The organism is Actinomadura sp. 9N215 (assembly GCF_044326345.1).
Classification (GTDB): domain Bacteria; phylum Actinomycetota; class Actinomycetes; order Streptosporangiales; family Streptosporangiaceae; genus Spirillospora.
The window spans coordinates 87836-105134 of record NZ_JBIRBA010000036.1; the positions used below are offsets into that span (position 1 = coordinate 87836).

A 17299-nucleotide genomic window follows, 5' to 3' on the forward strand; every position below is an offset into this window, starting at 1 on the left:
ACCTCCGTTTCCCGAAGCCAACAGAGAATATAGTATAGAAAATCGAACGATCTAGACAGGGCCGCGCGGCAGGACTCCGGTGAGCGCGCTCATCGACGGCAGCCACAGCGTCGCGCGGACCATCTCCACCACCGCGTCCGCGCCGTCCCAGGCGGGCAGCGCGAACGCCGCGCAGTCGCGGAACTTCGCCGTCACGTCGGCGAAGTCCATGGGTGCCTGCGGGTGTCCTTTCACGACGGTCGTCTGCTTGGTGATCGTGGTGCCGTCGTGAAGCTTGAGCATTACGTGGGCGGGCATCGGCAGTGCGCCCCGGTCCTTCGCCCGATCTCCGTCCAGGTCGGGCTTAATGGTCACGCGGTCGGCGACGGCCAGGACGCGCGGGTCGTCGAGCGACGCGGGGACGAAGTGCTCGGGGCCGACGCGGCCGTGCACGGCGGCCACCGCCACCGCGTACGGCATGCTGAACTGGGCCGCGGCCTGCGTGGCCGGGCGGCGCTTGGCGTCGGCGGGCGCGCACGCGAGGTCGTACGCCTCCCGGTCGGTGACCGCCACCTCGATCGCCGCGATCCGGTCGGGCTTGCCGTCGAGGTCACGGACGGCGTCGAGCGTGGCCGCGATGGACGTGTGCGTGAACTTGCAGCACGGGTACAGCGGCTTGATGCTCGACTCCAGGACGCGCCAGTCGACCCCCAGGGCCGTGGTGAGCTCGTCCGGGTCGTACTGGCCCCGGTGGTTGGTGAAGTAGTAGCCGAACCTGCCCTCCAGGACGTCGATGCCGGGCGCGGCTCCGGTGACGCCGCGCTCGGCCATGACCGCCGCCAGCACACCGGCCTGCGCGGACAGGCCCTGGCCCAGGCTCACCGTGTGCGCGCCGGAGAGGAACGCCTGCTGTTTCCCGCAGAGCATCGACAGCGCGATGCCCATCGCGTGGCGCGTCCGCTCCTCGGAGAGCCCCATCAGCCTTGACGCCGTGAGGGCGGCGCCGAACGTGCCGCATTCGTACGTCCTGGACGCGCCGGTGACGCTGAACGACTCGCGCGGCGCGAGGGCCATCCGGCACACCGCCTCCGCGCCCACGGCGACGGCGGTCAGGAACTCGCGGCCGCTGACCGTCCGGCGGCCGGTCGCCTCCACCGCCTCCGTGACGGCCAGCGCGGCGGGCACGACGCTCCCGCTGACGTGGCAGAAGGCGTGTTCGAGGACGTCGTCGAGGTCCCACGCGCGGGCGCAGGTGGCGTTGGCGAGCGCGGCGTGGTGGAGCGGGACGCGCGCCCCGGTGGCGTGGACGGTCGCCTCCGGACGTCCGCCCCAGTGGGTCACCAGGTCGGCGACCTGCCGCGCGCCGTCGGCGGTCAGCCCGGCGGTCTGCGCGGCGAGGGTGTCGAGGAGGGCGAGCCGCATCCGGTCCATGACCTGCGGCGGGGGCGCCGTCGCCGGGTCGCGCGCCCAGGCGACCAGCGCGCCGGTCGATGCCGATGTCGTCGAAGCCATGGTCACTCCGTCGGGACGAGACCGTCGGTCGCGCCGAGATCGTCTGGGGCGACGAGGCCGTCGGCCAGGTCTTCGGCGATGAGGCGCGGGTCTCGCTCGTCCGGGTCGCCGTAGCCGCCGCCTCCGGGGAGCTCGAACGCCAGGACGTCGCCGGGGCTCAGGGTGACCTGGCGGCCGATGCCGATCTGCGTCCCGTTCAGCTCGACCCGCGCCGCGAAGCTGCCCTCGCCGCCGAGCGCGCCGCGCACCGGGACGCCGAGCCGTCCGCCGCGCAGCCCGGCCAGGACCGTCCCGCGCGGGCCGAGGTCGCCGCCGAGGACCTCGATCTCGACGCGCTGGCCAAGCCCCCCGCGGTACTTGCCGCGTCCGCCGGAGCCGGGCAGCAGGGACTTGCGGCGGATCAGCAGCGGCGCGTCGCTCTCGATGATCTCGACCGGGATGTTCGCGCAGTTGGCGGGGAACGAGATGCAGCTCAGGCCGTCCTGAGTGGCGAGCGCGCCCATGCCGCCGTGCATGGTGACGATGGTGAAGAACGTGCCGCCGTCGGCGCGCTCCCCCACCAGGTTGCAGTAGGCGAGCGGGGTGGCGCCGGACGGGGCGAGGATCGGAAGTGGTTCCCGGGGGGTGTGGGGGGTCGTCCCCCCACCAGGAAACGGGTCCGGGACGATCCCGCTGAGCGCCTCCATGATCAGCTCGGGCAGCATGTGCGCGATCATCGTCCGGCCCCAGGTCGCGGCGGGGCGGTACGGGTTCAGGACGCTGCCCTCGGGCGCCACGATCCTGACCGGGCGCAGCGAGCCGCCATTGTTGGGCACGAGCGGGTCCAGCAGGCATTTGAGGATGTAGAAGGAGTACGAGCGGGTCATGTTGAGCGTGACGTTGACCGCCCTCGGCACCTGGCCGGTCGTGCCGGAGTAGTCGAGGATCAGCTCGTCGCCCGAGATGGTGAGCCGTAGCGCGACGCGCACCGGGTCGGTCAGGCCGGGGATGTCCAGCGAGATCTCGGACGTCGCCTCGCCGTCCGGGAGGGCGCTGATCGCGGCGCGCATGCTGGCCTCGGAGCGGCCCGTGATCTCCGCGCTGAGCGGCTCCAGCGCCGCCAGGTCGTGCTCCGCCATGAACGCGGCGACCCGCTCCACCATCAGCGCGTTCGCGGAGACCTGGGCGCGCAGGTCGCCGATGACCTTGTCCGGCTCGCGGACGTTGACGCGGAGGAAGTCGAACACCATCGTCGGCTCGCCCCGCTCGTAGAGGAGGGTCAGCGGGATCTTCAGGCCCTCCTCGTACAGGTCGCGGCTCTCGATCGTGGCGTGCCGCCCGCCGACGTTGAGGTGGTGCGCCGAGCACGCGACGTACCCGGCCAGCCGGTCCCGGTGGAAGATCGGCGCGAGGACGGTGATGTCGATGAGGTGGCCGCTGCCCGTCCACGGGTCGTTCAGGATCAGGACGTCGCCGGGACGCAGCGTCTCCATCGGGTACTCGGCCATCGCGTTCGGCACCACGAACGGCAGCACGCCCAGCAGGCCGGGCGTCGACCGCGACGAATGGACGAGCATCGTCCCCTCGCTGTCGAACACGACGCAGGCGTAGTCGAGGAAATCGCGGATGACGCTGGAGAACGACGCGCGCACCAGCGCCGTCGCGGCCTCGTCGGTGATGCTCTGCAGCCGCCGCCACGACGTCTCCACGCGGACCGGATCGGGAACGCTCATGTCATTCCGCCCTCACGTCGATGCTGATGATCCCTAGGTCGCCGATCGTGGCGACGGCGCCCGCGTCGAGCACGGTGGTCGTCTCGCGCTCCTCGACGAGAGCGGGCCCGGCCACCGTCATTCCGGGCTCCAGCAGCGACCGGTCGTAGACGGGGCAGCGGGCCGTTCCGTCCGGGAGGTGCACGTCGCGATGGCCTTTCAGCGCTTCCTCGACGGGACGTCCGGTGGACGGCGGCGTCGGGAGGCGGAGGGCGCCGTCCTCGTCGCCGGAGAGGGTGGCGCGCAGGCGCAGGTTCATCGTCTCGACGGCCACGTCGTCGTACGAGCGGCGGTAGCGGCTCTCGTACGCGGCCTTGAACTGGGCGGTGACCTCGTCCGCTGACAGGGCGCGCCAGTCGTCGCCGCCCGGCAGCCCGACGCTGACCTCGAACCCCTGGCCCACGTAGCGCATGTCGGCCCAGCGGGTGTAGGTGACGCGTCCGCCGCCGTCCCGGTCGGGCAGGAGCTGGGCGGCGGACTTCTCCATCTGGCGGTACAGGTCGTCCATGAGGTCCAGGTCGAGCCGGTCCGTCTTCACCTTGTAGGTCTGCGACGTCTCGAAGGTGGCGGGCGCGAGGATGAGGCCGAGCGCCGACATCACGCCGGCAGCCGGTGGGATCAGCACGCGGGGGCTGCCCAGCTTCCGCGCCAGCCCGACCGCGTGCACGGGCCCGGCCCCGCCGTAGGCGACGACCGGCAGCCGCGACGGCTCCACGCCCATCTCCGCCAGGTGGACGCGGGCCGCGGCCACCATCGACTCCTCCGCGGCCTCGCGGATCGCGTGCGCGGTCGCGACGGCGTCCAGCCCGAGCGGCTCGCCGAGCGCGGCGATCGCCGCCGTGGCCAGGTCGGCGCGCAGCGGCATCTCGCCGCCGAGGAAATGATCGGGGTCGAGGTGGCCGAGGACGAGGTCGGCGTCCGTCACGGTCGGCTGGTCGCCGCCGCGCCCGTACGCGGCCGGTCCGGGAACGGAGCCCGCCGAACGCGGGCCGACCTTGATGAGGCCGAGGCTGTCGATGTGGGCGATGCTGCCGCCGCCGGTGCCGATCTCCAGGAGGTCGAGGACCGGGGTGCAGACCGGGATGCCGGAACCCGGACGGAAATGCGCCGTTCGCGCCACCTCGTAGTCGTGGGTCAGCGCGGCCTGGCCGTCGACGACCGCCGCGACCTTCGCCGTGGTGCCGCCCATGTCGAAGGCGAGCAGATCGCTGATCCCGGCCCGCGCGCCGATCCTCGCCGCCGCCATCACGCCGCCCGCCGGGCCCGACTCGACGACGCGCACCGGGAACGTCCTCGCGACCTCCAGCGGGATGACCCCGCCGGTGGACTGCATGACGTAGAAGTTCCCGGCGAAGCCGCGCTCGTCCAGCGCCGACCGGAGCCGCCGCAGGTAGCCCGCCAGCAGCGGCTGGACGTAGGCGTTCGCGACCGTCGTGCTCGTCCGCTCGTACTCGCGCACCTCGGGGAGCACCTCGGACGACAGCGAGACCCACAGGTCAGGACGCCGCTCCCGGACGATCCGCGCCACCTCCCGCTCATGGTCGCCGTCCGCGTAGGAGTGCAGCAGGCAGATCGCGACCGACTCGACGTCGTCGGCGGCGAGGCCGTCCACGATCGCGCGGACCTGGTCGGCGTCGACCGGGACCAGTTCCCGGCCGCTCGCGTGCAGCCGCTCCCGGACGCCGTGCCGCAGCCGCCGCGGCACCAGCGGACGCGGGAACGCCAGCTCCAGGTCGTAGGCGTCGTAGCGGACCTCCCGGCGGATCTCCAGCACGTCCTCGAAGCCCTCGGTGGTGAGGAGCGCGGTCGTGCCGCCGGTGCGCTCGATCAGCGCGTTGATCACGAGGGTGGTGCCGTGGGTGAGGATCTCCGTCCGCTCCAGCAGGCCGGGACGCGCGGCGCGGAGGACGTCGAGGCCGTCGACCACGGCGCGGGACGGGTCGTCCGGCGTGGTGAGGCGCTTCTCCAGCGTGATCCGGCCGGTTGCGGCGTCCAGGACGACGAAGTCGGTGAAGGTGCCGCCGATGTCGGTGCCGATGCGGAGATCGCCGCGGGGCGGGGTGCCGGTCATTCAGGTCCTCCGAAGGAGCCGAGGCCGTGGGTCAGGGGGCCGAGGTCGGTGAACGCCCACGCTGCGCGCAGCACCTCCTCGGCCCTGGCCGGTCCCAGCACGGGCCCGCAGAGGGCGTGGAACTTCGCCGCCAGGGCGTCGTCGTCCAGGGGGTTGGACGGCTCACCGTACGGCTGGTCGACGCGGAGGCACAGCTCCGGACCTCCATTCCGGACGATGCGCACCACGGCCGGACGCTGCCCGGGGTACAGCCGGTCGAGATCCTTGTCCGCCCGGACGCTGACGGCCGCCATCAGCCGGGTCACGTCGGGCGCGGCGCGCCGCTCGGCCGTGAACTGCGCGAGGCCCATCTCGCCGTCGCACAGCGCGGCGGCGACCGTGTACGGCATGCTCATCTGCGCGCCGAGCAGCGTCCCGGCGTCGGCGCCGTCGTAGGTCGCGGCGACCGCGTACGTCTCCACCTCGACGGCCGTGACGGTCTCCGGCCGCAGATCATGGTCGGCGCGCAGCTTCAGCACGGCGTCCACGGCGCCGTGGACGTGGCGGCAGCACGGATACGGCTTGACGGACGTCCGACGCATCGCCCACCGCTCGCCGAGCCCGCCGAGCAGCACGTCCGGGTCCCATTCGTGCTGGGCGAACGCGGCGAAGTAGCCCTGCGGGCCTTCGAGGACCGTCGGCGGGCCCGCCAGCCCCTCGGCCGCGAGGAGCGCGGACAGCAGGCCGTCGCGGGCCGCCATCCCCGCGTGCAGCCGCTTGACCGGCGAGCCGTGCAGCAGGAACTCCGACAGGCCACCGGCGTGCGAACCGGCCAGGCCGAAGGCGCTGGCGACGTCGGACGCGGGCAACCGCAGCAACACCGAGCAGCCAGCCGCCGCGCCGAAGACCCCGGCCAGCGGCGTGTTGTGGAACCCGCGCCGCCAGGTCGCCGGGTGCGCGGCGGCGGCCACCCGGCACGCCACCTCGACGGCGACGGCGACCGCCGCGAGCGTCCTGGCGGGCTCGGACCGCTCCTGCTCGGCCAGCGCCAGCACGGCCGGGAGCGTGGACGAGCTGGGATGGGACGCGCCCGGCGTGTAACCGTCGTCCAGTTCGAGTGCGTGCGCGGCCGTGCCGTTGGCCATCGCCGCACCGGCGGCGGAGGCGGGGCCGTCGCCGACGATCGTCGCCTGCGAGCCCGGGTAGCCGTCCACCACATGGCGGCGGACCGTCTGGGCGACCGGATCGCCGGAGCCGACGACGGTCGCCGCGAGGTAGTCCACCACGAGCCGCCGCGCCGAATGCGCGACCTCGGCGGGCAGCGGCGCGTCCGCCACGCCCGCCACCCACCGGGCGATCTCCCAGGTCGCGCCTTCGGTGCCGCCGCGAGGGCCTGTCACGGCGACACCTGCTTCGAGGGCGGGCGCTGGCTGAAGCGGCGGTCGAAGATGCCTTCGGCGAGCCGGTTCCGCAGCATCTCCACCGTTCCGCCGGCGATCATCCAGCCGCGGATCCGGCGGACCATGTACTCCAGCGGCATCTCCGTCGAGTAGCCGGACGCGCCGAGCATCTGCAACGCGTCATTCGCGACCCGGAACGCCGCCTCGTTGGCGTAGAGCTTCGCGGTCGTCGCCTCCATCGGGTCCGGCGGCCCGGCCGCCGCCCCGGCGGCCGCGCGGTAGACCAGCAGGCGGGCGGCTTCGAGCTGGACGTACATGTCCGCGAACTTCCATTGCAGGCCCTGGAACTCGCAGAGCGGACGTCCGAACTGCTCGCGGGTCTTGGCGTGCTCCACCGCCCGCTCGAACGCCGACTGCGCCAGCGCCAGCGCCCGGACGGCGTTCCCCACCCGCTCGATCCCGAAGACCGTCATCAGGCGGCGCAGCGCGTCGTGGTCGGCGAGGACGTTGTGCCGCGGCACCCGGCAGCCGTCCAGGTACGAGACGCAGTGCGGCTCGCCGGACATGTAGTGCTCGGTCGCCCCCCGCGTGAAGCCCGGCGCGTCGGCCGGGACGACGACCGCGCCGATGTCCCGGCTGGACGGCCCGAACCGGCACCACAGCACGAGATGGGTCGCCTCGGGGCCGTGCGACGTCCAGCATTTCTGCCCGTCGAGCACCACGTCGTCGCCGTCGTAGCGCGCGGTCGTGCGCATCTCGGTGAGCGCGGAGCCCGCGCCCGGCTCGCTCATCCCGGCCGAGATCAGGGCGTCACCGGCCAGCAGGCGCGGCAGCAACTCGGCCTTCAGCTTCGCCGAGCCCAGCATGGCGACCTGCCGGATGGCGCCGAAGTTCGTGGCCTGCACCGCGTCCCCGCTGTGCGGGCAGACCTTGCTGACCGCCTCCATGACGAGGACGGCGTCGAGCAGGCTGCCGCCCTGGCCGCCGTCCGCCTCGTCGATCATGATCCCGGTGAACCCGGCGGCGGCGAGCTCGCGCGCGCTGTCCCAGGCGAATCCGCTGCGCTGGAACGCCCGCGCGGCGAAGCGGTCCTCGGCGAGCCGCCGGGCCGAGTCGCGCAGGGCCTGCTGCTCCGGCGTCAGTGTGAACTCCATGAGCCCTCCGTGAGCTTGCCGGCCGCGCGCACCACGGCGGCCAGGGCGTCCATCGTGCGGTCCGGGGCGTCCAGCACCGGGATCCCGGCGGCGGCGTACGTCGCCATCCCGGCGGGCGCCAGCGACCCGGCGCCGAAGCGGGCCACGTACAGCGGGATCGAGATCCGCTGCCGGACCGCCACGATCACCTTCGCGGTGAGCTCGGCGCCAGGGTCGGCGTTGGTGGTGAGCTGGACCAGCGCGGCGTCGTAGCGGGAGTCGTCCAGGGCGTGCTCCAGCACCTCGCCGAGCACCTCGGGCCGCCCGATGATCTGCGCGCTCATGTCGAGCGGGTTGACGGGCGCGACGAAGTCGGGCAGCACGCCCGCGACGCGCTCCCGGACGCCGTCCGGGAACGGCGGCAGCGCGATCCCGGCGGCCTCGGCCCCGTCGGCGATGATCGTGCAGGCGCCGCCGGACGCCGCGACGGCCAGCAGCCGGTTCCCGCGCGGCAGCCCGCCGGACGCCGCGAGGATCAGCGCGTCCTCCAGCACCCGCAGGGTCGGGACGCGGGTGGCGGACGCGGCGTCCAGGACGGCGGCGCGCAGCCGGTGCGAGCCGACCAGCGCGCCGGTGTGGCTCCGGGTCGCCGCCCGCGCGCCCTGGCTGCGGACCATGTTGAACGCGAACAGCGGCTTGCCGCGGGCGGCGAGCTCGCGGCCGGCGCGGATCAGCCGGTCGCCGTCGGTGATGTTCTCCAGGAGGATGCCCACGACCTCGGTCCTCGGGTCGTGGGCGAGCCATTCCAGGTAGTCGGCGACGTCCAGGTCGGCCTCGTTGCCGAGGTGCACCCAGCGCGACAGCCCGACGCCCTCCTCCATCAGCCGGGACGCGACGCAGCTGCCGAGCGCGCCCGAGCTGCTGAGCAGCGCGACGCCGCCGGACGCCAGCGCGTCGGCCTCCAGCGCGCCGGACAGCGACGCCGTCATCCCCGTCGCCGGGACGACGACGCCCATGGAGTTCGGCCCGGCCAGCGGGATGCCCGCGCCGTGGAAGATCGCGGCGACCTCGCGCTGGAGGTGCTCGCCGTCCGGGCCCGTCTCGGCGAAGCCGGAGCTGTGCACGATCGCGGCGCCGACGCCCAGGCCCGCGGCCTCGCGGGCGACGCCGGGCACGGCCTTGGCCGGGACGGCGATGCTGACCAGGTCGGGGACGCCCGGCACCTCGGAAAGGCTCCGGTAGCGGGGCCGCCCGCCGATCTCGCCGCCCGCCGGGTGGACGGCGTCGACGCGTCCGGCGAACCCCTTCTCGGTCAGGTAGCGGTAGATCCGCGCGCCGGTCTTGGCGGGGTCGTCGGAGACGCCGACGACCGCGATGTGGCGGGGGCAGAGGAGCGGGTCGAGGCTCGCCGGAGGCCCGGCGCGGGCCTGGCGGGCGGGCGGCACGTCGATCGTCGCCATCCGGGCGTCGACGGCGATCACGCCCTCGCCGAGCCGGCCCATCAGCACCGGGTTGAGGTCGAGCTCGCCGATGTCGGGACGCCGTTCGGCCAGCCCGGACAGCGCGACGAGGAGGTCGACCAGGGCGGGGACGTCCAGCGCCGGGGAGCCGCGGTGCCCGGCCAGGACGCGGTGCTGCGGATGGCGGCGCACCAGGTCCTCGGCGGCGGCGCGGTCGAGGGGCACGAGCGCGTCCACCGCGTCGGCGATGACCTCGGTGTGGATGCCGCCCGTCCCGACGACGACCACCGCGCCGACGCCGGGTTCGCGGCGCAGCCCGGCGAGCATCTCGTGGCCCGCGTGCTGCCGCTGGACGATCAGCGGCCCGGCCCGGTCCCCCAGCCGGGAGAGCAGGTCGGCGGCGGCGGCGCGCACCTCGGCCGGGCCGTCAAGACCGAGGACGACCCCGCCGTCGTCGGTCTTGTGCTCCAGCCCGCCCGCCTTGACGACGAGCGGTGCGCCGAGCCCGGCGGCCGCGCGGGCGGCCCCGTCGGCGTCGGCGGCCAGTCGCGACACCGCCACCGGAATCTCGGCCTGAGCCAGCAGCGTGAAGATCTCCGGCTCGGAGAAGTCGACCATGCGCGGACCTCTTCTGTGAGCGATGTCGTATCTAGACTATATTCTATGTGATCGAGCCGGCCCCGCGTCAACGAGCCGAGCTCTGCGGGGTTCATCACAAAGGAATCGGAAGAGCGCTCCGGGGAGTCCAGGGAATGGGCTCGCCTGGACAGTCAATAGACTATTATCTAGATAGCCAGGTTGACCCTCGGAGGAAACAACATGTCAAGATCGACCGAACCGGCGTCGGCCGCCGAAAGCGGCCCGCCGCTGAGCAAGACCGCGTACGTCCTCGAACGGCTGCGCCGCGAGATCGCCGACGGGGTCATCAAGCCCGGCACGAGCCTGCGGCAGACCGACGTCGCCAAACGATACGGGGTCAGCCCGACGCCCGTGCGCGAGGCGTTCCGCCTGCTGGAGGCGGAGGGCGCGCTGGAGTACGAGTCCCACCGCGGCGCCACCGTCAAGGACATGTCGCCCCAGGAGGTGGAGGACCTCTACCTCCTGCGCTCCGAGGTCGAGGGCCTCGCCACCGCCCTCGCCGTCGAGCGGATGGACGAGACCGCGATGAACCGCATTCGCGACGCCCACGCGGAATTGCTGGCCGCGATCGAGGCCGGCGACGAGTCGCGCCTCTCCGTGCTGAACCGCACACTGCATTTCGCCATCTACGAGGCGGGCTCGTCGCTGGTGGCACTTCAGGCCGCCTCTCTGTGGGCGTTCATCCCGCCCCGGATGACCATCTGGAAGGACGCCAAGAACGCCCAGTCCCTGTCCGACGACCACGACCGGATCATCGACGCGCTCGACCGCGGCGACCCCTACGACGCGCGCCGCTTCATGGCCGAGCACATCCTGCACGCGGCCCGGCTCCGGCAGAACACCGGCTCGCCGGAGTGATCCCGCTCCCGCGGCCGCGCACCCGAGTCGCCGGCCCGAAGGCCCGGACCGGCGACCCGGAGACTCGGCCGGCCGCTATCGGAAGATCGGGTTGAGCTGCTTGATCAGCCCCGGCTGCGCCTTGGTGTACTGGGCCGGCGGGATCTCCGGCCAGAACTTGAACTGGTCCATCGGCGGCATCCCCTTGGGCGGCGCCGCTCCCGGCACCACCGACGCCTTGAACATGTGCTTGGCGATCGCCTTCTGCACCTCGGGCGTGTACCACCAGGAGTAGAACAGCTTCGCCGCCTCCGCGTGCGGCGCGCCCTTGATGATCCCCATGCAGTTCAGGTGCTTGAGGTTGCCGCCGCCCGTCGGCAGCACCATCCCGATCGGCGCGCCCTTCGCCTCGGCCGCGAGGAACTGGTCCGTCGCGGACGGGACGCCGATCCACGCCTGCCCCTGCGCCAGCCGGTCGACCAGCGCCCGGGTGCCGGGCACCAGCGTCGGGTCCTGCGCGGCGAGCTTGTTCACGAAGTCCATCGTGAAGCCGTTCGCCAGCATGTACTGGACGATCTGCGCCCCGTGCCCCGGCTGCAGCGGCGAGTTCAGCGCGATCTTTCCCTTCCACTTCGGGTCGAGGAGGTCGTTCCAGCTCTTCGGGGCCTCGTCCTTCTTCACCTTCTGCGTGTTGTAGCCGATGCCGAGCACCGACAGCTCGCTGCCGAGCGCCTGGCCCTGCTCGCAGGTGAACTCCTGCGGCATGCCCTTCGCCGTCGGCGGCGCGTACGGCTGCAGCCTGCCCTGGGCCGAGTGCCGCTCCAGGTCGGTGATGGCGACCTCCAGCAGGTCGCCGACGTGCTGGTTCGCGGCGAACTCGTGGTCGAGCCTGCTCGCGAGCTGGGCGCCGAAGCCGGCCTGCGCCTGCACCTCGACGTCCGGGTAGCGCTTCTCGAACAGATCGAGGACGGGGCGGGCGCTGCCGCCGCCCAGCGTCTCGCTGTAGATGACGAGCTTCTTGTGGCCCGCCTTCTTCGCCGCCTCGTAGAGGGCGTCCAGCTGCTGCTGGTTCGCCGTCCCGCCGAGCCCCTCGGGGGTCAGCTCGGCGGTGTCGTCGCCTCCGCCGCAGGCGGAGGCGGTGGTGGCGAGCAGCGCCGCCGCGACCAGCCCGCTGAGCAGCCGTTTGCTTCTCATGGAGAACCTACCCTGTCGAGATTGTCCTGTTTCCCCCTGGTGGTCGGCTCGGGCGCCTCGTCGTCGGCGTCCAGCACGACGATGCTCTCCGGCGGGATCCGCAGCTCCACCGCGTCCCCCGGGGTCACCTTCCGTCCGGCCGGGTCGGGATCGGCGCCGCGCACCCGCAGCACCGTTCCGGCGACCTCGACGTGGTGTTCGACCTGCCCGCCGAGGTACATCGAGTCCTTGACCCGTCCGCTGATCGTGTTCGTCCGGTCGGCGGATCCGGCGTCGGCACCGCCGTCCGCGGGGGCGACGCTCAGCGCGGTGCTGCGCACGCAGAGCCGGACCCGGCCGCGGCCCGCCGGGCCGCCGAAGCACTGGAGGGCGATCTCGCCTCCGTCGAGGCGGGCGACCGCGCGGTCCCCCGCGCGCTCGACGATGTCGGCGTCGAAGAAGTTCTCGTAGCCGACGAAGTCGGCGACGAACCAGTTGCGCGGACGCTCGTAGATCTCCCGCGGCGTGCCCACCTGCTGGACGTGCCCGTCCTTCATCAGCACGATCCGGTCCGACAGCGACATCGCCTCGACCTGGTCGTGCGTCACGTACACGGCCGTGGTGCCGAGCTCGCGCTGGAAGTCGCGGATGCCGATCCGCATCGTGGCGCGCAGCTTGGCGTCCAGGTTGGACAGCGGCTCGTCGTACAGCACCACCCGCGGCCTGCTGACCAGCGCGCGGGCCAGCGCGACCCGCTGCTGCTGGCCGCCGGAGAGCTTGGTGACCGGACGGTCCGCCAGCGCCGCCAGCCCGACCAGTTCGAGGGTCTGGTCGACGCGGCGCTGCACCTCGGGGCGCTTCACCCGGCGCCGCCGCAGCGGATAGGCGACGTTCTGGAAGACGTTCATCTGCGGCCACAGCGCGTAGCTCTGGAACACCATGCCGATGTCGCGCCGCTCCGGCGGGACGAAGATCTGCTCCGGGACGGACGTCACCACGTCCCCGCCGATGGTGATCTCGCCCGCGTCCGGCTTCTCCAGCCCGGCGAGGCAGCGCAGCGTGGTCGTCTTCCCGCAGCCGCTCGGGCCGAGCAGGGTGAGGAACTCGCCCTCCCGCACCGACAGGCTGACGCCGTCCACGGCCGCGAGCGCGCCGTACCGCTTGCCGAGCCCGTCGATTCCTATGCCGGCCATGTCGCCTCCCCTGTCGTCGCGTGGTTCTGGTTCATGTGGGCCCCCGTCCGAGACGGCGCAGGAGCAGGCTCGCGGTCCAGCCGACGGCGAGGACGACGACGAAGCTCGCCATCATCACGCAGAACGCGGCGCCCGCCTGGCCCGCGTCGCCGCTCTGGTACAGCGAGTACGCCTTGACCGGCAGGGTCTGGTTGTCGGGCGAGGCGAGCAGGATCGGGACGTCGAGGTTTCCGGCGGACAGCACCGCCGCGACGAACCAGCCGACGAGGAAGCTCGGCAGGATCAGCCGTCCGGTGATCACGACGAGGGTCCTGGTGGCGGACGTCCCGCAGATCCGGGCGGCCTCCTCCAGCTCGGTGCCGATCTGCGCGATCGAGCCCTCCGTCGCGCGGCTGGTGATCGGCACCGCGTGCACGGCGAGCGCGATCACCAGGATCCAGATCGTGGAGTACAGCTCGCGCAGGCCCGGCACGGCCAGGTACGCCCAGAGGATGGCGAGGCCGACGGTGATGCCGGGCAGCGCCATCAGGATCCAGACGCCCATCACCGGGACGCTCCGGAACCGCGACCTGCTGTTCTTGCCGACATAGGTGACGACCACCGCGATCGCCGTCCCGGCCAGCCCGGCGACACCGCTGACGATCAGGGTCGTGACCAGCGCGGACGTGGTCTCCGGGTCGTCCAGCACGGCCGTGTAGTTGGCCGTGGTGAGGTTGCTGTAGACGCCGAAGAACGGCTGGAGCGAGCCGAGGACGAGCTGGCCGACCGGCAGCACCACCGCGAGCAGGCCGTAGAGGACGATCACCGCCGTGCACGCGTACTTCCACCGTCCGATGTCCCAGCGGGCGCGGTCGTCCGACTTGCCGGTGACCGTGACGAACGACCGCTGGCCGAGGAGCTTCCGCTGCACCAGGACGAGCCCGATGACGATCGCCACCAGCAGCATCGACAGCGCGCTCGCGCCCGCGTAGTCGGACGGCGTCTCCGCCGTGACGTGGGACAGGATCTCCGTCGGGAAGACGTGGATGCCCGCCGGGAGGCCGAGCAGCAGCGGGATGTCGAGCAGGCTGAGCCCGGCCGTGAAGCCGAGGATCGCGATCCCGGTGATCGCCGGGGCCAGCACGGGCAGCTCGACGCGCAGGACGGTCGAGAGCCGTCCCGCGCCCGCCACCCTGGACGCCTCCTCCAGGCTCCGGTTGAGGCCCATGAACGAGCCGAGGAAGAGGAAGTAGACGATCGCGGTCAGCTTCAGCGAGGTGACGCCGATGATCCCGTACCAGGACTCGACGTTGACGATGGCGTCGCCGGGCAGCGGCAGCTGCCGGTAGCCCGCGTTGATCAGCCCGGCGGGGTCGCGGCCCAGCATCCCCCAGCCGATCGTGAAGAAGATCGTCGGGGTGGCGAAGACCAGCACCATGATCGGCGTGACGAGCCGCCGCAGCGGCGTCGTCGTGCGGGTCACCACCCAGGCGAAGAACGCCCCCATCGTCAGGCACAGCGCCTGGACGGCGCCGGAGTACAGCGCCGAGTTCTTCAGCGTCGTCCAGACCTTCGAGTCCTTGTAGGCGCCGGTGACGCCGTCGGCGGAGAAGTCGCCCGGCAGGCCCGGCGCGGCGGTGCGGAACGCCCCGAAGACGAGCATCAGGAAGGGGTAGATGAACAGGAACCCCACCACCAGGACCAGGACGAGCACGACCAGCGTGTCCGCGGGCAGGAACCGGCGCCGCAGCCGGACGATCCGTCCGGCGCGGGCGGGCATGGAGCCGCCGGGCAGCGTCCGGGCCGTCACGGGCGGGCCCCCGGACGGAGGGCCGCGCGCGGGGTGGGGACGGGGCGGCCCTCCCTGACCAGCTTCCGGATGTACTCCTCGCGGAGTTCTTCGAGCCTGTCCAGGGCGTCGAACGGCGACCTCGCCTCGGCCACGCAGCCGGGAAGCTCCTCGTACTCCAGGCGGCAGACCCATTCGCCGTCCGGGCCCTCCACGGCGACGACGTCCAGGATGTAGGGGATGGCCAGATAATCGTCCACGTTCATCACGGGACCGCCTTCTCTCGCCGCGCGCCGCTCAGATGCCGCCCGCGACGGACGGGTCGAGCTCGGGGTGCTCGACCCTGGCGCGGCGCAGGTTGCTGGTGCGCTCGACCCAGTCGGCGTCCTTCGGCAGGACGATGCCGCCGGAGCGCTGCTGGTACACCTCGGGGTCGTCCACGCCGGGCGGCGTGACGCCCTGCTCCGCCAGCGCCTTCGCGGCCGCGATCAGCCGCCGCCTGACCCGGATGATCATCATGTCGGAGCTGCCGAGCCTCTCCTGCGTCCGGTCGTAGATCGCGCCCATGCTCTCCGTGACGGCGACGTCCTGGGTGGAGATGTACTCGATCCCGGTGTAGCTGTCGCCGCGGCGCTGGGCGTCGCGGTCGATGAGGTAGTCGTTGTCGGCGTCCTGCTCAAGCCGGAAGCGGCCGAGCCAGCCGGACGTGTTGGGCTTCTGCGGCGGCAGCTTCCCGGTGATCCCGACACGCTGGCCGGGGGGCGCGAGGTAGGTGCGCTTGATCCCGACGCTGAACTGGAGCGTGTGGTGGTCGTCCATCGGGACCCACGCGCGGACGCCGACGCGCAGGCCGAGCACCCCGGTCGGGGTCATCGTGTAGAAGGGGAAGAGGAAGTGGCCGATGCGCCAGTAGTAGTCGTCGTCGTTCCCGGCCGGACGGTACGCGCCGTACGTCGTGCCGAAGTCGGTGTCGAGCACCTTGTAGCGGGGCGCCTGGTCCTGCAGGGCGAATTGCAGGAACGTTCCCTCGCCGACCTCGTCGGGTGAGCCGTGGCCGGTGTGCAGGAAGCCGACGTGCGAGGTGTCCAGGTCGCCTTCGAGGACCTGGAGCCAGTTGCAGTCGCGGTAGCTGGCGAACGACTCGCGGTTCTCCACGTCGTCGTCGAGCTGCTCGAAATCGGGCAGCGGCGGGGGCTCCTCGCGCGGGCCCATGTACGTCCAGACGATGCCGCCGCGCTCGACGCACGGGTAGCCGCGGGGCTTGATCTTCCGCTTGAAGTCGCTTTCCGGGGGCTCGCTCGGCATGTCTATGCACGCGCCGGTGACGTCGAACTTCCAGCCGTGGTAGACGCAGCGCAGGCCGTCGGCCTCGTTGCGTCCGAAGAACAGCGAGGCGCCGCGGTGCGGGCAGTTGTTGGGCAGCAGGCCGATCCGTCCCGAGGTGTCGCGGAAGGCGATGAGCTTCTCGCCGAGCAGCAGGACGCGCACGGGATCGCCGTCCGGCTCGGGCAGCTCGCGCGAGAGCAGGGCCGGCACCCAGTACTCCCGCATCAGGCCGCCCATGGGCGTGCCCGGGCCCACGCGCGTGACCAGGTCGTTGTTCTCGTGACTCAGCACCGCCGAATCCCTCCCAGAATCCTCCCCCGCGAAACTCAATGCACCATAGGCTACAGTATATAGAGTTTGCGAAACAAGGGTTCTTCCGTGCGCCGCCGCACGTCAGCGCAGGAACGCGTCGGGCGTGAGGGGGAGGTCGCGAACGCGGACGCCGGTGGCGTGGTACGCCGCGTTGGCGACGGCCGCGGCGACGCCGACGACGCCGATCTCGCCGACGCCCTTCGCGCCGAGTTCGTTGTAGTGCGGGTCGGACTCGTCGATCCAGACCGCGTCGACGTCCTGGACGTCCGCGTGCGCGGCGATGTGGTAGTCGGCCAGGTCGCGGGTGACGACCTGGCCGGGGCCCGGGTCCATGACGCCGTGCTCGTGCAGCGCCGCCGACAGGCCCATCACCATCCCGCCGACCAGCTGGGAGCGGGCGGTGCGGGGGTTGACGACCCGGCCGACCGCGAAGACGCCGAGCAGCCGGGGCACGCGGATCTCCCCCGTGTCCGCGTGCACGCGAACCTCGGCGAACTGGGCGCCGAACGCGTGCAGCGCGACCTTCCCGGCGCCCGGGACGCCCTCGCCCTTTCCTCCGGCTTCGGCGCCTTCGGCTGGCGCCGTGCCGTACTTGTCGCGGAACGCGCGGGCGGCGGCGATGATCGCCGAGCCCCAGCCGCCCAGGCCCATCGACCCGGCGGCGGGGGCGGCGGCGGGCAGCGTGCTTTCGCCGATGCGCAGGTCGACGACGTCCAGCGGGACGTCCAGGGCGCCGGCGGCGATCTGCGCGAGCGCGGTCCTGGAG

13 protein-coding genes are annotated in these 17299 nt (G+C 72.5%); 1 reads left to right on the forward strand and 12 read right to left on the reverse strand.

The genetic code is table 11. The features are described 5' to 3' along the window. Window positions 1–51: 51 nt before the first annotated feature. The 6 genes from ACH34T_RS39405 to ACH34T_RS39430 are packed head-to-tail and all read right to left on the reverse strand — an operon-like array spanning window position 52 to window position 9903. Window positions 52–1491 carry an MmgE/PrpD family protein gene (locus ACH34T_RS39405; RefSeq protein WP_396026102.1) on the reverse strand — a complete coding sequence of 480 codons (1440 nt, stop codon included), beginning with the start codon at window positions 1489–1491 and terminating at the stop codon, window positions 52–54. A 2-nt stretch (window positions 1492–1493) separates the two neighbouring features. After that, entirely contained in the window at window positions 1494–3203 is a 1710-nt protein-coding gene (locus tag ACH34T_RS39410; protein WP_396026103.1) for a hydantoinase B/oxoprolinase family protein, read from the reverse strand. Between the two features lies 1 nt (window position 3204). After that, the gene (locus ACH34T_RS39415; protein WP_396026104.1) at window positions 3205–5313 is read right to left on the reverse strand and encodes a hydantoinase/oxoprolinase family protein; all 2109 of its coding nucleotides are present in this window, start codon (window positions 5311–5313) and stop codon (window positions 3205–3207) included. Continuing rightward, window positions 5310–6692, reverse strand: a complete 1383-nt coding sequence (locus ACH34T_RS39420; RefSeq protein WP_396026105.1) for an MmgE/PrpD family protein — start codon at window positions 6690–6692, stop codon at window positions 5310–5312. Before ACH34T_RS39420 ends, ACH34T_RS39415 begins: the two co-directional genes overlap by 4 nt. Next, complete coding sequence (locus tag ACH34T_RS39425) at window positions 6689–7846, reverse strand: acyl-CoA dehydrogenase family protein (RefSeq protein WP_396026106.1); 1158 nt, start codon at window positions 7844–7846, stop codon at window positions 6689–6691. Before ACH34T_RS39425 ends, ACH34T_RS39420 begins: the two co-directional genes overlap by 4 nt. Then, the gene (locus ACH34T_RS39430) at window positions 7831–9903 is read right to left on the reverse strand and encodes an acetate--CoA ligase family protein (protein ID WP_396026107.1); all 2073 of its coding nucleotides are present in this window, start codon (window positions 9901–9903) and stop codon (window positions 7831–7833) included. The genes ACH34T_RS39425 and ACH34T_RS39430 overlap by 16 nt, the downstream gene beginning before the upstream one ends. A gap of 201 nt (window positions 9904–10104) precedes the next feature. On the opposite strand from ACH34T_RS39430, the gene ACH34T_RS39435 reads away from it, so the two are divergent. Beyond that, window positions 10105–10782 (forward strand): GntR family transcriptional regulator, encoded by a 678-nt coding sequence (locus tag ACH34T_RS39435; RefSeq protein ID WP_396026108.1) that lies wholly within the window; start codon window positions 10105–10107, stop codon window positions 10780–10782. Between the two features lie 75 nt (window positions 10783–10857). Here the strand turns inward: ACH34T_RS39435 and ACH34T_RS39440 are convergent, their stop codons facing one another. The 6 genes from ACH34T_RS39440 to ACH34T_RS39465 all read right to left on the reverse strand — a co-directional run. After that, window positions 10858–11955 carry an ABC transporter substrate-binding protein gene (locus tag ACH34T_RS39440; RefSeq protein WP_396026109.1) on the reverse strand — a complete coding sequence of 366 codons (1098 nt, stop codon included), beginning with the start codon at window positions 11953–11955 and terminating at the stop codon, window positions 10858–10860. Further along, window positions 11952–13127: an ABC transporter ATP-binding protein gene (locus ACH34T_RS39445; protein WP_396026110.1), complete on the reverse strand. Its 1176-nt coding sequence runs from the start codon at window positions 13125–13127 to the stop codon at window positions 11952–11954. The genes ACH34T_RS39440 and ACH34T_RS39445 overlap by 4 nt, the downstream gene beginning before the upstream one ends. 31 nt (window positions 13128–13158) lie before the next feature. After that, complete coding sequence (locus ACH34T_RS39450; protein ID WP_396026111.1) at window positions 13159–14916, reverse strand: ABC transporter permease; 1758 nt, start codon at window positions 14914–14916, stop codon at window positions 13159–13161. Next, complete coding sequence (locus tag ACH34T_RS39455) at window positions 14913–15161, reverse strand: type II toxin-antitoxin system HicB family antitoxin (RefSeq protein ID WP_396026112.1); 249 nt, start codon at window positions 15159–15161, stop codon at window positions 14913–14915. The genes ACH34T_RS39450 and ACH34T_RS39455 overlap by 4 nt, the downstream gene beginning before the upstream one ends. Window positions 15162–15192: 31 nt before the next feature. Further along, entirely contained in the window at window positions 15193–16512 is a 1320-nt protein-coding gene (locus ACH34T_RS39460) for a Rieske 2Fe-2S domain-containing protein (RefSeq protein WP_396026113.1), read from the reverse strand. 102 nt (window positions 16513–16614) lie between these two features. Beyond that, on the reverse strand, window positions 16615–17299 hold a 685-nt coding region (locus ACH34T_RS39465), incomplete at its 5' end, for a molybdopterin cofactor-binding domain-containing protein (protein ID WP_396026114.1).

Excerpts from the sequence above, each read along its gene's own strand:
- ACH34T_RS39405 (WP_396026102.1), bottom strand. The coding sequence starts at position 1,491 with ATGGCTTCGACGACATCGGCATCGACCGGCGCGCTGGTCGCCTGGGCG.
- ACH34T_RS39410 (WP_396026103.1), bottom strand. The coding sequence starts at position 3,203 with ATGAGCGTTCCCGATCCGGTCCGCGTGGAGACGTCGTGGCGGCGGCTG.
- ACH34T_RS39415 (WP_396026104.1), bottom strand. The coding sequence starts at position 5,313 with ATGACCGGCACCCCGCCCCGCGGCGATCTCCGCATCGGCACCGACATC.
- ACH34T_RS39425 (WP_396026106.1), bottom strand. The coding sequence starts at position 7,846 with ATGGAGTTCACACTGACGCCGGAGCAGCAGGCCCTGCGCGACTCGGCC.
- ACH34T_RS39430 (WP_396026107.1), bottom strand. The coding sequence starts at position 9,903 with ATGGTCGACTTCTCCGAGCCGGAGATCTTCACGCTGCTGGCTCAGGCC.
- ACH34T_RS39435 (WP_396026108.1), top strand. The coding sequence starts at position 10,105 with ATGTCAAGATCGACCGAACCGGCGTCGGCCGCCGAAAGCGGCCCGCCG.
- ACH34T_RS39440 (WP_396026109.1), bottom strand. The coding sequence starts at position 11,955 with ATGAGAAGCAAACGGCTGCTCAGCGGGCTGGTCGCGGCGGCGCTGCTC.
- ACH34T_RS39445 (WP_396026110.1), bottom strand. The coding sequence starts at position 13,127 with ATGGCCGGCATAGGAATCGACGGGCTCGGCAAGCGGTACGGCGCGCTC.
- ACH34T_RS39455 (WP_396026112.1), bottom strand. The coding sequence starts at position 15,161 with ATGAACGTGGACGATTATCTGGCCATCCCCTACATCCTGGACGTCGTC.